We start from the raw sequence: 13,685 nt of genomic DNA on the forward strand, positions 1-13,685 counted from the left end.
TTCGTTTTAAACCGAACATTCTGAATTAACAAAACCTTAACAATTAAATAAAGTATTATAAAACCAATAAACACCCATCTAATAATGAGAAAGTTATCAATTATAGGAATATTAAGTACAGCTCTTCTTTTGAGTTCATGCTTTGCAACATCAGAAAAGCCAGCACAAGGAGCTGCAGCTCCCCCACCACCAAGCTTAAAAGTAGCTAATCTCAATAAACAAGATTTAACCATATACAATGAATTTTCTACTACTTTAGAAGGTAAACAAAATGTTGAAATCTGGCCAAAGGTTTCAGGTTTTGTACAAGAAGTATACGTGGAAGAAGGTCAAAAAATCAAAAAGGGACAATTACTTTTTAAATTAGAGACACAAACTTTAAATCAAGATGCTAATGCCGCAAAAGCCTCTGTAAATGTTGCTCAGGTAGAAGTTGATAAATTAAAACCATTAGTTGAAAAAAACATCATTAGTAGTGTTCAACTAGAAACTGCAAAAGCACAATTAGCACAAGCTAAAGCAAACTATCAGAGTGTAGCTTCTAATATTAATTATTCGCGAATCACGAGTCCTGTTGATGGTTATATTGGTGAAATACCATTTAAAATTGGTGCCTTGGTTAGTTCTAATATGGGGCAACCCTTAACCACTGTTTCCGACATTAGTGAAGTACGTGCATATTTTTCAATGAACGAAAAAGAGCTATTAAAACTTAAGGAGAGTATGCCTAAAAATAACAATAACACTATGGATGTAGATAAAGCTCCCGCAGTTACACTTGTTATGATTAATGGTGAAGAATATAGTGAGCCAGGTAAACTTGCCATGATAAATACTATAATTAACAGTACGACTGGTAGTGTAACTGCAAGGGCCGATTTTAATAACAAAAACAATTTGTTAAGCAGTGGTAGCACAGGAAAAATAAAAATTCCAACTGTATATTCAGGTGCATATGAAATTCCACAAACAGCAACAGTTGATCTACAAGGTAAAAAATTAGTATATGTGCTTAAAGAAGATAACACTGTCACTACTAAGCCATTAGATATTGTAACAACTACCCAAAAGGGATTCATTGTAGAAAATGGAATAGAAGAAGGAACTACAATCGTGCTCGAAGGTGTTTCAAAATTAAGAGACGGAATGGCTATTAGTCCTGCCAATTAACTATCCGTTATTCATTATAATACATAAATAAAGAACAATGTTTCAAAGATTTATAGATCGTCCCGTACTATCTACGGTGATTTCGATCATTATAGTTATTCTTGGTATTTTAGGTTTAACAACCTTGCCAGTAGAAGAATATCCAGAAATTGCACCACCAACGGTGCAGGTTACAAGTACCTATACAGGGGCAAATGCAGAAACGGTACTTAATAGTGTTGTTATTCCGTTAGAAGAACAGATAAATGGAGTTGAGGATATGTTGTATATGACCTCTAACGCGAGTAACGACGGAGCATCCACAATAAATGTCTTTTTTAAACTTGGCACCGATCCTGATATTGCGGCAGTAAACGTACAGAACAGGGTTGCTAGAGCCAATAGTGTTTTACCACAAACGGTAGTACAGACAGGGGTTATAACTCAAAAATCACAAACTAGTGCCTTACTTTTCTTCTCATTATTCTCAGATAATGAAGAGTATGACGCAACCTTTGTAGAAAATTATGCTAGAATAAATATTGTGCCAAAACTTCAGCGTATTGAAGGTGTGGGTAATGTTACGGTATTTGGATCGAAAGATTATTCAATGCGTATTTGGTTAAGCCCAGAAAAAATGGCTGCCTACAAGCTTATGCCTTCAGATATACAGGCTGCCTTAAGTGAACAAAACCTTGAGGCTGCAACAGGTAAGATTGGTGAAAACGCAGATGGCGTTTATGAGTACGTTCTTAAATACAAAGGACGACTTTCAGAAGAAGCAGAGTATGAGAACATTATTATTAAGGCACAAGAAAACGGACAATTTTTAAGACTTAAAGATGTTGCTGAAATTGAATTAGGTGCATTTAATTATGGTACTAAGAATGAAGGTATGGGTAAACCCGGTACTGCCGTTGGTATTTTTCAAACATCTGGTTCTAATGCAAATGCCATTATTGATGAAATTCAAAACATTTTAGATGAAAGTAAATTGGATTTCCCTAAAGGATTGGATTATGTTATTCCATACAATACTAAAGACTTCTTAAGTGCATCTATAGATCACGTTGTTCAAACTTTAATAGAGGCCTTTTTATTGGTGTTCTTAGTAGTATTCTTATTCTTACAGGATTTTAGATCCACACTTATTCCAGCTATCGCAGTTCCAGTAGCTATTGTTGGTACATTCTTCTTCCTATCATTATTTGGCTACTCCATAAATATGTTAACGTTATTTGCAATGATTCTCGCCATTGGTATTGTTGTCGATGATGCCATTGTAGTAGTGGAGGCCGTACATGCTAAAATGGAAGAGGGTTCCACAAATGCTAAAAAAGCAACGAAAACTGCAATGTCAGAGATATCAGGTGCTATTATTTCTATCACCTTGGTAATGTCTGCTGTATTTATTCCAGTATCATTCATAAGTGGTTCATCTGGGGTATTTTACCAGCAATTTGGTATTACACTAGCTATAGCAATTCTTATTTCAGCTGTAAATGCTTTAACATTAAGTCCTGCCTTAGCAGCACTATTATTGAAGCCTCATAACCCATCTGAAGAACATAAGAAAGGAATTACAAAACGTTTCTTTTCTGCCTTCAATACTGGATTTAATGCCATGACTGATAAATATGTGGGCTCGGTGAAATTCATAGCTAAAAGGAAATGGGTAACTGGAATATCCCTAGTTATATTCTCAGTAATCGCATACATGCTTTTTAATTCAACTCCAACAGGTTTTATTCCAAATGAGGATAAGGCAATTGTATTTGCCGATGTTACAATGCCTCCTGGTACAACATTAGAGCAAACCCAAAAAACAGTTAAGAAACTTGACTCTATCTATCAATCTATGGATATTATACAAGCTAGAATGAACATTACCGGATTTAGTATTTTAAATAGTGTAAACGGTGGTTCATATGCATTCTCAGTAATAAGACTTAAAGATTGGAGTGAGCGAGAAGGAGAAGGTGAATCTGTACAAGAAGTAGTAGGAAGCTTGTTCGCAAAAACAGCGGGATTAAAAGATGCAAAAATATTCTTTTTCACGCCGCCAAGTGTACGAGGGTTCGGTAACTCTACTGGTTTTGAAATGAATCTACAGAGCAAAGATGCTGATGATTGGCAGACCATAAATAAAGTAACTAATGAGTTTTTAGGGGCAATAAATGCAAGACCAGAAGTACAGTATGCTATTACTAATTTCAATGCAAATTTCCCGCAATATGAGCTAGAAGTAGATATTGAAAAAACAAAGATGGCTGGTTTAGCTGTTACTGATGTTTTTAGCGCAATGCAAGGATATTATGGTGGCTTGTATACTACTGATTTTAATAAGTTTGGTAAACAGTACCGAGTAATGATTCAGGCTAAACCTGAAGACAGAGCAGATGAAAATTCATTAAATCATATTTTCGTAACCAATGGAAATGGTGAGTCGGTGGCTGTTTCTCAATTTGTTTCATTAAAGAAAATTTATGGCCCTGAAGTAGTTAGTAGATTTAACCTTTTGAGTTCTGTTAAAATAAACGGAGCTATGAATCCTGGTTATTCCACTGGTGATGCCATTAAAGCCATAGAAGAAGTTACAGCAGAAGTATTACCAAACAATTACACTTATGAGTATTCTGGATTAACAAAAGAAGAAAACAGTGCAGGTAGTCAAACGATAATCATTTTTATATTGAGTTTGGTTTTTGTGTACTTCTTATTAAGTGCCCAGTATGAATCTTACATACTACCGTTCTCGATATTATTATCACTACCAGTTGGTATAGCCGGAGCAATTGGTTTTGTAAGTATGGCTGGTCTTGAAAACAACATATATTTTCAAATTGCCTTAATCATGCTTATTGGTCTACTTTCTAAAAATGCTATTCTAATAGTAGAATTTGCCTTACAACGAAGAAAGCATGGTATGTCTATCCTAGATTCGGCTATAGATGGTGCAAAAGCAAGGTTAAGACCAATATTAATGACTTCATTCGCCTTTATACTAGGATTAATGCCTTTAGCATTATCATCTGGAATTGGAGCAGTAGGTAATAAATCTATTGGTATGAGTGCTGTTGGTGGAATGTTAATAGGTACCATATTTGGCGTATTTGTTATACCAGCTCTTTATGTCATTTTCCAAACCATTCAAGAGCGTATTACAGGTGCTCCACAAGTAACAATTGAAGAATCAAAGAACTAAAGAAATCATGCAAAAATTCGCAATAAATAAATTTTTTTTAGTGGCAATGCTACCACTATTACTACAATCGTGTTTTGTAGCGAAAAATTATACACGGCCCGATGTTGAAATTGAGAGTTTATATAGAACAGACAATTTACCACAGGATAGTGTTACATTGGCTTCGGTTTCCTATAAAAATCTTTTTACAGATTCATATTTAAAAACATATATCCAAAGAGGTTTAGATAACAACTTGGATATTCGAATAGCGCTGCAGAATATCGCTGCAGCCGAGGCATACGTAAAGCAAGGAAAAGCAGGATATTTACCTACTTTAAGCGGATCAGCAAGTGTTACAAGAACTGCAAGAAATAGTGAAAATGGACAGTTTGGAAGTTTGTTCACGCAACCTTTCAATCAATTTGAAGCTTCAGGAACACTTTCTTGGGAGGCCGATATTTGGGGGAAAATAAGAAGCACAAAAAGAGCTAGTGATGCTAGTTATCTGCAGACAGTAGCCGCTCATCAAGTGGTTAAAACGGATTTAGTGGCGCAAATAGCTACTACATATTACCAATTGTTGGCTTTGGATAAACAAATTAATGTTACCGAAGAAACCATTGAAAACCGAATGAAAAGTTTAGAGACCATAACGGCTTTAAAGGAAGCGGGACAAGCAAATCAGGTCGGAGTAGATCAAACTGCTGCACAATTATATAGTGCTCAAAGTCAATTATTAGACCTTAGAAATTTAGTCTATCAAACGGAAAATACCCTTAGTATTTTGTTGGGGGAACAACCTCAAACATATGAACGTAGTTCGCTAGACAATCAAAGTTTAACAAACGAAATGCAATTGGGTGTACCAGCATTGTTACTGCGTAATAGACCAGATATTATGCAGGCTGAATATAGCATTGTAAATAGTTTTGAGTTAACCAATGTGGCAAGAAGTAATTTTTACCCATCTATAACACTTTCAGCTCAAGGAGGTTTCCAAAGTTTAGAACTTGATAATTGGATAGATTCAAACTCTATTTTTGCAAACTTAGTAGGGGGTCTTACCCAACCCATTTTCAATAGTCGAAAAATAAAAACTGCTTATGAAGTTGCACAAGCACAACAAGAACAAGCTATATTAAGCTTTAAGAAAGCATTATTAACGGCTGGCAAGGAAGTATCAGAAGCCCTAAATGATTATAATGTTTCTGTTGAAAAAGAAGCCTATGTCACCAAACAAGTAGTTGCTTTAAAAAGAGCAGAAAGTAATTCTGAAGAGCTATTAAACAGCGGCTATTTAACTTATTTAGACCTTTTAACAGCAAGAGAAAACTCTCTTAATGCTGAGCTTAATTTAATCGATAATAAGTTTACTCAATTATCTGCTACAGTTGAGTTGTATCGATCACTTGGCGGGGGTTGGCAATAAAATTAAAGTTTAAATGATAGACAAAGAAGAGTTCTTAGCATTTGCTCTTTCAAATTTTACAAGATTTGGAAGTAAACGGTTTACTCTAGATGATTTTGCTCATGAAATGGGAATTTCAAAAAAAACGATTTATGAGCATTTCAAAAATAAAGAAGAGCTGGTTCAAGAAAGTCTATTTACGCTAATTAATAAGCTTCGAAAAGAATTTAATAAAAGTGTTGATGAACAAAGAACTAATCCTATTCTAGCTATAATTGAGGTCTATAGAATAGGGTTAGATTCATTTAAATCATTCAGTCCGTCATTTATATTCGGTTTAAAAAAATATTATCCAAGTGTTTATACTTCTTTAGCTGAATTTAGAACCAAAGAACTTAATGAAATAATAAAAAGTCTATTGCGAAGTGCCAAAGAAAAAGGCCATTTACGAAGTGAAACGAACATTGAATTATTTTGCGAATTGTATTTAAATCGACTTGAGCTTATTATATTTTCTTCCGATAATTTGTATGAACAATATGCTGTGAATGAGCTTGTTGAACATATTATCGTTAATAATTTACGTGGAATAGTTACTGAAGAGTATTTAAAAAATAATAACTTTTTAATGGACATATTTTAAAATATGTAATAAACTCTACCATTTACTAAAAGGGTTTTTACTCAATTGCGAGTTGTAATATTTTATATCACCCGTAACTTCTTCACCTAACCAATCTGGCTTTTCAAAATCTTCATTTTCATTTAAAAGTTCGATTTCAGCCACAATAAGACCTTCATTTTCTCCATAAAACTGATCTACTTCAAAAATATGAGCACCACTATTAATTAAATACCTTGTTTTTTCTAAAACACCTTTTTCACACAAAAGCATTAATTCTTGTGCTTCAGAAACTGATATTTCTTTTTCCCATTCATAGCGTGAAGTACCCGATGTATTCGAAATTCCCTTAACTGTCAGAAAACCCATATCGCCCTTTATTCTCACACGAACAGTTCTTTCAGGATGTGTATTTAAAAAACCCTGTGATATATTTTCTTGAGATGTAGCTTCATTTTTAAAATCAGTCGATTTAACCAAGAATTTTCGTTCTATTTCTATCATAGTTTGTTGTAGAAGATGTTATAAATTTATAAAATGATTTCGGATTTACCTTTACGAAAAATCATTCATGTTGATATGGATGCATTCTACGCTTCTGTGGAAGAATTGGACAATCCAGAACTTAAAGGAAAACCCCTAGCTGTTGGTGGTAGTGAGAAAAGAGGCGTTGTTTCTGCAGCCAATTATGAAGCCCGAAAATATGGGGTAAGAAGTGCCATGAGTGGTTATTTAGCTAAAAAAAACTGTCCAGAAATCATTTTTGTAAAGCCACGTTATAATCGATATAAAGAAATTTCAAAACAAATAAGAGCAATTTTTCACGACTATACCGATCTAGTGGAACCCCTTTCTTTAGATGAAGCTTATTTAGATGTTACCATCAACAAAAAAGGCAACCCCTCAGCTTCACTGATAGCAAAAGAAATTCGACTTCGGATATTTGAAGAGATAGGCTTAGCGGCATCTGCCGGAATTTCCATCAATAAATTTATTGCTAAAGTTGCCAGTGACTTTAACAAACCCAATGGTCAAAAAACTGTAAATCCTGAAGAAGTTCTAGAGTTTCTTGAAGTTTTGGATATCAGAAAATTTTATGGAGTAGGAAAAGTAACTGCTCAAAAAATGTACAAATTGGGAATTTTTACAGGAAAAGATTTAAAAGAAAAGCCCATAGAATTCCTTGATGAACACTTTGGGAAAAGTGGTAAATACTATTATCATGTGGTTAGAGGAATACATAATAGTGAGGTAAAACCACATCGAATTCCTAAATCTGTTGGTGCTGAAAGGACCTTTAGTGAGAATTTGAGTAGCGAGATTTTTATGCTTGATCGTTTAGAGCAAATAGCCGAAGAATTAGAACGAAGGTTGTTAAAATCGAAAATTTCAGGTAAGACCATTACACTGAAAATAAAATACAGTGACTTTACATTAAACACACGAAGTAAAACTCTACCCTATTTTGTTTCAAATAAAGCACTAATCTTAGAAACTGCAAAAGAACTCCTATACCAAGAACAACTTCAAAATTCTGTTCGTTTATTAGGTATTTCTTTAGCGAATTTAAATACCGAAAAAAAGAAAGTTGCGTCTAAAGCCGATAGCGTTTCTGTACAATTAAAGTTTGAATTATAAAATGAAACAGCTTTAAATTACATTGCCTTCATCGATGCCATGGTAGCCGACCAAACTATCGCAGATGAAATAAAAATACCTAGTGTATTTGCCCAAAAAGCTTTCTGTCTTTCAATTTTAAAAAGATAAGTCGCTATACTTCCAGCATAAACTCCAGTTCCAGGTAACGGAATCATTACAAATAATACTAAACCAAAAAAGCCGTATTTTTTAATTTTATCTCCAGATCCCGTTTTTGCTTTTCTAGCAACATATAGCGCGGATTTTTTATAGAATGTCCATCGCGTAAAATAGATGTTTATTTTTTCTAAAAAAAACATCATAATTGGAAAAACTAAGACATTAGCAAAGAAACACAATACAAAAACCCAATAGACATTAAGTCCTTTAAGCATACCATAGGGGATGCCTACCTTAGCTTCGCCAAAGGGCGACAAACTCCAAAGAATTGCTACTATGAAATCTAAAATCAAAGCTTCGTTTTTTAAGAGTGCAAAATTAACGTTCTAATTCATCAAACCGTATATTTTGATCCTTAAAAAAGAATTAAATATTACTTCAACTTTTGGAAGTAAAAGAAGGAATATAATAAGAAGTAGAAACTCTAATCAAAAACAATATCTTCAATAGTGATTTTTTCATCTTCCTTAAAATCATAAAGTGTCAATTTTCTTAGTGTATAATAATCTACCCAGAATTTTTCTAATGAATTTAGGTAGTCCACTACTGCTTTATCTTTTTCTGATTGTGCAATGTTTAAATCAGTAATAGTAATTTTACCTAAAACATACCTCTTTTTGGTAATATCATAACGTTTCAGAGCAATTTCTTTAGCCTTTTCAGAAGTAGCTAAAAAATCTCTTTGACTAGCCCAATTTAAGGTGTGTAAGAAAATCTCTTGTTCAAAAGCTTCTTTTTCTTGTTCAATATCATTTTCAACCAAATCTAAATCTGCTTCGGCCATCTTTCTTCTAGATTTAGTAACTCCCCAATCAAAAATTGGAAGACCCAATGATAATGAGACATTTTGTTGTTGGTCATAATTTTGAAATAGGGTAGCATATTCTTCGGATCTTCTATTAAGTCCAAAATTAGCACGTAGGTTTACTTGAAGTCGATTAGTACCTTTTACCTCAGCTAATTGCTGCTCTGCTTCTAACCTTCTACGTCTAAACGCAATAACCGACTGTCTGTTTGTCTGAGCTTCATCCAAGGCTTTATCCAAGCTAACCACAAATTCCTCTAGTTTCTCTGGCACCTCCAATTCAATAGATTCAGTCTCCAGTTCAAGGTATCTAGCTAAATCTTGTGATGTTTTTTTAAGTAAAATTGTATTGGTGGTAACATTATTTTGAGATATCAAATGACTTAATTCTATTTGAAGTAATTCGTTTTCGGCAATCTTTCCTATTTTAAATCGACCTTCGGTAATTTGGAGTAAAGTATCTTGATTAGATAAATTTTTCTTGGCAATATCCAAAGTAACCTGAGCCTTTAACAAACCAAAATAAAGCATACAGGTGGTTAGTGAGATATCTTCCATATCTTCAATAATATTACGTTTAGATTCTTCGTATCGCAACGGCTCTATTTTACGCTGCCATTTATATGGGTTATAGAATAATGAATTTTGAAAATAGTTAATTGAGAATGGTACCAATGAATAATTTGTAACATCTTGCGTGCCAAATCGGTCTACACGATCAATACGACTATTAACTGAAAAAGCTCCTCCTGTAAAAGGCACTTTTTGTTCAAGTATCAATCGCGCGTCAATCGCGGATTGATTTTGATTGACAAAAATATCTTGTCCCTGGTCGTTTGTTATTTTAGTTATAGAATTTGAATATTCAGGCAGAGTTGCTGCTAAACTTAATTGTGGTAAAAAATCTGCTTGATAATTTCTATATCTCCAATAACCTGATCGATATGTATTTACAGCCCTAACATATTCCGGAGAATTTTTCTGAGCAATTTTAATAGCTTCTATTAATTTTATTTTTTGTGATTGTCCATAACTAACGACATTAAAAATCAGGAAAAGGAAAAATAAAAATCTTCTCATTTGGTCTTTTTATCAGTTCAAAATATCGAATTGCTTACCTATGTTATTCATGTCGTATAGCCTCTATTGGATTTTTATTCGCTGCTGACTTGGCTGGTAAAACACCAAAAATGAGTCCGATAAAAGTCGCAACAAAAAAAGAAAGCAATATAGAGCTTACAGAAACTATTGTTTCAATATCAGTAGCAAACTCTAAAATATAGGAGGCAACAATTCCTAAAATGCAACCAATAATTCCGCCACTTAAACTTATTAAGATTGACTCAGATAAAAACTGTAAAATAATATCTTGTTTGGTAGCTCCAATTGCCTTCATAATACCAATTTCCTTGGTTCGTTCCAAAATGGAGGCTAACATAATATTCATGATACCTATACCACCAATCAGCAAAGAGATTCCTGCTATTATACTTAAAACAATATTAAATATCTGCTTTGTTTTTTGTTGTTGTTTTAATAGATTGATGGGAATGGTAATTTCAAAATCTAGCATTCCGTTGTGTTTTCTTTTAAGCATTTTACTTACGACTTCAGCGGTAGATTTTAATTCATTTGAATTATTGACTTGTATCGTAAGTTTATCAATTTGGTGATAATTACCCCTTGGCAATCTTTTTTTTGGGCCATTATTACCACTACTTATCACCACCATACCGCTACCAAAATCGATAGGTTCGTCGCTAATAATCTTGCGATCTTTATAGCGAACCAAAAATGTCTTTATTGGAATATAGATGTCTTGATTCAAATCTCGAATTCCTAAATTTTCTTGAGCAGTTTCTGATATTAATTTTTCTTCAATAATACCTATTACCTTGAGCCAAACATCTTTTACTTTAATATGTTTACCAATTGCACTTTCACCAGTAAATAGTTTCTTTTCAACCTTTTCTCCGATAATACAAACTGGTAGGGCACTAGTTGTTTGTATATCAGTAAAATTCTCACCTTGGCCAATATGAACATTTGAAGTCTGAAAAAAAGAATTTGTAACTCCAATTAAACGTACGGAGCTTTGCCTCCCTTTATTAATCATATAGGTTTCTAAAATAATCTCAGGACTGAGCATTTTAACTGTTGGAATATTATTTTTTATACTGGTGACGTCTAAAAGGTCCAAGCCCTTAGAAAATCGAATAGTTTCAGCAGCACCACTATCATCTTCCTCGGCCTCAGAATTATTCGCTTCGACTTCATCAGGTATTGGGGTAACAACAATATTATTTACACCGACCAAATCGAGTTGTGCTAAAATTTCTTGTTCGGCTCCTTTACCTATGGCTAGCATTGTAATAACTGCAGCAACTCCAAATATAATTCCAAGCGCAGTCAAAAAGGTTCGAATTTTATTAGCCTTTATTACGCGTACAGCTTCAGAAAGGTTAGAGATTATAGTTTCTAAAAGAATTTTATTGGCCATACAGCTTATTTTAACTGAGCTATTCTTTTATCCTCTTGGCCTTCAGGTTTACTTAGATAAACGATATCTTTTTCAGATAATCCCTTTTTAACGATGATAACATCTTCATTTGAATCACCTAGTTCTACCTGTTTTTTATCGACTGAGAATCCGGAATCGGTATAAACGTAACTGATAGAATCTTTAGAAAAAACAGCTTCTAAAGGAATCATTAAAACGTCTTCTTCTTTTTGTATTAAGATTCGGTTCGATGTTGTCATTCCTGGGCGTATACTCGAATTAGATTCATTAAGTTTAATCAACACCTGAAACAACTTAATATCTGACCCCCTTTTATTTTCACCTACATTAGCAACACTAGTAACAACACCTTCCATTGTAATATCAGGAAAAGCATCAAAGCCAACAGTTACTTTTTGATCTTTATCAATTTTTCGTACATCAACTTCATTTGAATATGTTTTCGATTCCATTTTTGTTAAATCAGGAAGCGTTGCAATGGTCAAATCCCATGCATTAATATCAGATCCAACTTTCTTTTTGGTACCGTTCCAGTTTTTTGCATAAGTAACCATTCCACTAGCATCAGAATGAATTGTAAATGAAGCCTGTAGTGCCATAAGGTCATTTAATTTTGTTTGTATTTTAGAAACCTCGGTGCCCACCTCAACCATTTTAGCAACTGCCTTTCTTTTTTTAATAAAATAGTCTTCCCTTTTTTCTTTTAAATCACGTTCAGCCCTTTCTATTTTAATTTCTAATTGCCGAATGGTTACTGGCGACTCGTATATGGATTGTTTTAACTCAAGCTTATCTTCTTCCATGTTAAATTGAATATCCTTTATGGCCGTCCTTTCTTGCTTGAGCGTTAAAGTGGTGTCCAATTGTTCTTGTAGGTATTTTGATTCGGCACTTTCTAAGCTTAAACGGGCATCAATAATTTGTTCATTTACTGGTGAAGGATCAAGCCTACCAACATAATCTCCTTCTTTAACTAAAGTACCCTCAGGTATTAAATCTTGTATTTTAATATTGTTCAATCTAAATTTTCGAAGATTTGATGGCCCGTCAATATTCTTTAGGCTAGTAGATTGTGCCTCACCAGAAATAATAACTTCATTTAAAAATTCTCCTTTTACTACTGCCGTTGTTATGGAAACATCTTCATCTGAATCAGAACTAAAAACAAAATAACTCAAGAGTAAGACCAAAACAGGAATTCCTATGTAGAGGAGTCGTTTTTTATTCATGGTGTTTGGTTTTAAATCTCTTAAAACTAATTAATTAGTTACATCAAAAATCAACCTGGCTGTTATTTTTTTCTTAATTTTTTAGGAAAAATAGTACAGATAATAAATTATTTTTAGGAATTAATTTTCGTTTTTATACATAAAAAGGGCCTTTACATATCATATAGAAATGTAAAGGCCCAGCAATAAATTATATTAAAAACTATTGAACTATTAACGTATTATCTGTTGCAGTAGGATTCATAGGACAGAAATAAACATATTCACCTTTGGATAAAGTTGTTGGCTTCGATTTTTGCGTTTTACCATTGGCAACCACCGTAGTAACATATGCTGTTTGAATATGATTCTCAGGCTTACTTATATCCTTTCCTTTCTCAACCAAAACAAAGCCAACATCATGTCCTACTTCATTATTTGAAATCTCAAAAATGTAGGTACCTTCTTCAACTGTTAATTGCTTTTTGGTAAATTCTCCTGGGGTTTGTTCTAAAGAAATCAATTTTACATTTTCTGTTTGGGCATTAACTGTTAAAATTGTTCCTATTATGGTGAATACTATTGCTATTACTTTTTTCATAATTATGTTTATTTAATTGTTTGAATTATGCTATTACTGTTGTTAATGGTTGTGCTTCAGGGAAATCAACAGGCACATCAGTAGTTTTATGTAAATAGTTTGATATTGTTTTATCACCCACTAAAACGATAGTATCTACCAAATTTTCTTTAGTCCACCCTGCATTAAAAAAACCAGCAATAACTTCAGAACTTGTTGTTCCACGGTTTTCAGTTATATTTTTAGCCAATTTAGCAAGCGCATCAAGTTTAACATCAAAACTTGCTTCACCTGATCTAAGTTCAAGGATCTCTGCATCAGTAAAACCATTCATTTTACCTATTGCCGTATGGGCCGCCAAACAATAAGAACAGTTATTAACTTGAC

General features: G+C 33.4%; 12 protein-coding genes. 5 read left to right on the forward strand and 7 right to left on the reverse strand.

Features of this window, described 5'->3' with window-relative positions; genetic code table 11:
- The first annotated feature begins 84 nt into the window (after positions 1–84).
- From ABJF52_RS00100 to ABJF52_RS00115, 4 genes are read left to right on the forward strand one after another with little or no spacing between them, the layout of a single operon-like run.
- Positions 85–1,170, forward strand: coding sequence for an efflux RND transporter periplasmic adaptor subunit (locus ABJF52_RS00100; RefSeq protein ID WP_348144491.1), 1,086 nt, complete (start codon positions 85–87; stop codon positions 1,168–1,170).
- Between the two features lie 37 nt (positions 1,171–1,207).
- The gene (locus tag ABJF52_RS00105) at positions 1,208–4,354 is read left to right on the forward strand and encodes an efflux RND transporter permease subunit (protein ID WP_348144494.1); all 3,147 of its coding nucleotides are present in this window, start codon (positions 1,208–1,210) and stop codon (positions 4,352–4,354) included.
- Positions 4,355–4,400: 46 nt separating this feature from the next.
- A complete protein-coding gene (locus ABJF52_RS00110; RefSeq protein WP_348144497.1) occupies positions 4,401–5,765 on the forward strand; it encodes a TolC family protein in 1,365 nt (454 codons plus the stop codon).
- A gap of 13 nt (positions 5,766–5,778) precedes the next feature.
- Positions 5,779–6,387 carry a TetR/AcrR family transcriptional regulator gene (locus tag ABJF52_RS00115; protein WP_348144500.1) on the forward strand — a complete coding sequence of 203 codons (609 nt, stop codon included), beginning with the start codon at positions 5,779–5,781 and terminating at the stop codon, positions 6,385–6,387.
- Positions 6,388–6,402: 15 nt separating this feature from the next.
- Here the strand turns inward: ABJF52_RS00115 and ABJF52_RS00120 are convergent, their stop codons facing one another.
- Positions 6,403–6,870, reverse strand: coding sequence for a CYTH domain-containing protein (locus ABJF52_RS00120; RefSeq protein WP_348144503.1), 468 nt, complete (start codon positions 6,868–6,870; stop codon positions 6,403–6,405).
- 33 nt (positions 6,871–6,903) lie between these two features.
- Between ABJF52_RS00120 and dinB the strand changes: the two genes are divergently transcribed.
- Complete coding sequence (dinB, locus tag ABJF52_RS00125; protein WP_348144505.1) at positions 6,904–8,004, forward strand: DNA polymerase IV; 1,101 nt, start codon at positions 6,904–6,906, stop codon at positions 8,002–8,004.
- A gap of 17 nt (positions 8,005–8,021) precedes the next feature.
- Here the strand turns inward: dinB and ABJF52_RS00130 are convergent, their stop codons facing one another.
- From ABJF52_RS00130 to ABJF52_RS00155, 6 genes are all read right to left on the reverse strand, one after another.
- Positions 8,022–8,477, reverse strand: a complete 456-nt coding sequence (locus tag ABJF52_RS00130) for a small multi-drug export protein (RefSeq protein ID WP_348144507.1) — start codon at positions 8,475–8,477, stop codon at positions 8,022–8,024.
- 131 nt (positions 8,478–8,608) lie between these two features.
- Positions 8,609–10,069, reverse strand: coding sequence for a TolC family protein (locus tag ABJF52_RS00135; protein WP_348144510.1), 1,461 nt, complete (start codon positions 10,067–10,069; stop codon positions 8,609–8,611).
- A 43-nt stretch (positions 10,070–10,112) separates the two neighbouring features.
- Positions 10,113–11,489, reverse strand: a complete 1,377-nt coding sequence (locus ABJF52_RS00140; protein ID WP_348144513.1) for an ABC transporter permease — start codon at positions 11,487–11,489, stop codon at positions 10,113–10,115.
- 5 nt (positions 11,490–11,494) lie between these two features.
- Entirely contained in the window at positions 11,495–12,739 is a 1,245-nt protein-coding gene (locus ABJF52_RS00145) for an HlyD family secretion protein (protein WP_348144516.1), read from the reverse strand.
- A 202-nt stretch (positions 12,740–12,941) separates the two neighbouring features.
- Positions 12,942–13,319: a cupredoxin domain-containing protein gene (locus ABJF52_RS00150; RefSeq protein ID WP_348144519.1), complete on the reverse strand. Its 378-nt coding sequence runs from the start codon at positions 13,317–13,319 to the stop codon at positions 12,942–12,944.
- Positions 13,320–13,344: 25 nt separating this feature from the next.
- Positions 13,345–13,685 (reverse strand): carboxymuconolactone decarboxylase family protein (locus ABJF52_RS00155; protein ID WP_348144522.1); only part of this gene is annotated, 341 nt, incomplete at its 5' end.

The organism is Aurantibacter sp. (genome assembly GCF_039941195.1).
Classification (GTDB): Bacteria; Bacteroidota; Bacteroidia; order Flavobacteriales; family Flavobacteriaceae; genus Aurantibacter_A.

What these genes read in the sequence shown, in the direction of transcription:
- ABJF52_RS00100 (WP_348144491.1), top strand. Translation starts at nt 85, where the DNA reads ATGAGAAAGTTATCAATTATAGGAATATTAAGTACAGCTCTTCTTTTG.
- ABJF52_RS00105 (WP_348144494.1), top strand. Translation starts at nt 1,208, where the DNA reads ATGTTTCAAAGATTTATAGATCGTCCCGTACTATCTACGGTGATTTCG.
- ABJF52_RS00110 (WP_348144497.1), top strand. Translation starts at nt 4,401, where the DNA reads ATGCTACCACTATTACTACAATCGTGTTTTGTAGCGAAAAATTATACA.
- ABJF52_RS00115 (WP_348144500.1), top strand. Translation starts at nt 5,779, where the DNA reads ATGATAGACAAAGAAGAGTTCTTAGCATTTGCTCTTTCAAATTTTACA.
- ABJF52_RS00120 (WP_348144503.1), bottom strand. Translation starts at nt 6,870, where the DNA reads ATGATAGAAATAGAACGAAAATTCTTGGTTAAATCGACTGATTTTAAA.
- dinB (WP_348144505.1), top strand. Translation starts at nt 6,904, where the DNA reads ATGATTTCGGATTTACCTTTACGAAAAATCATTCATGTTGATATGGAT.
- ABJF52_RS00135 (WP_348144510.1), bottom strand. Translation starts at nt 10,069, where the DNA reads ATGAGAAGATTTTTATTTTTCCTTTTCCTGATTTTTAATGTCGTTAGT.
- ABJF52_RS00140 (WP_348144513.1), bottom strand. Translation starts at nt 11,489, where the DNA reads ATGGCCAATAAAATTCTTTTAGAAACTATAATCTCTAACCTTTCTGAA.
- ABJF52_RS00145 (WP_348144516.1), bottom strand. Translation starts at nt 12,739, where the DNA reads ATGAATAAAAAACGACTCCTCTACATAGGAATTCCTGTTTTGGTCTTA.
- ABJF52_RS00150 (WP_348144519.1), bottom strand. Translation starts at nt 13,319, where the DNA reads ATGAAAAAAGTAATAGCAATAGTATTCACCATAATAGGAACAATTTTA.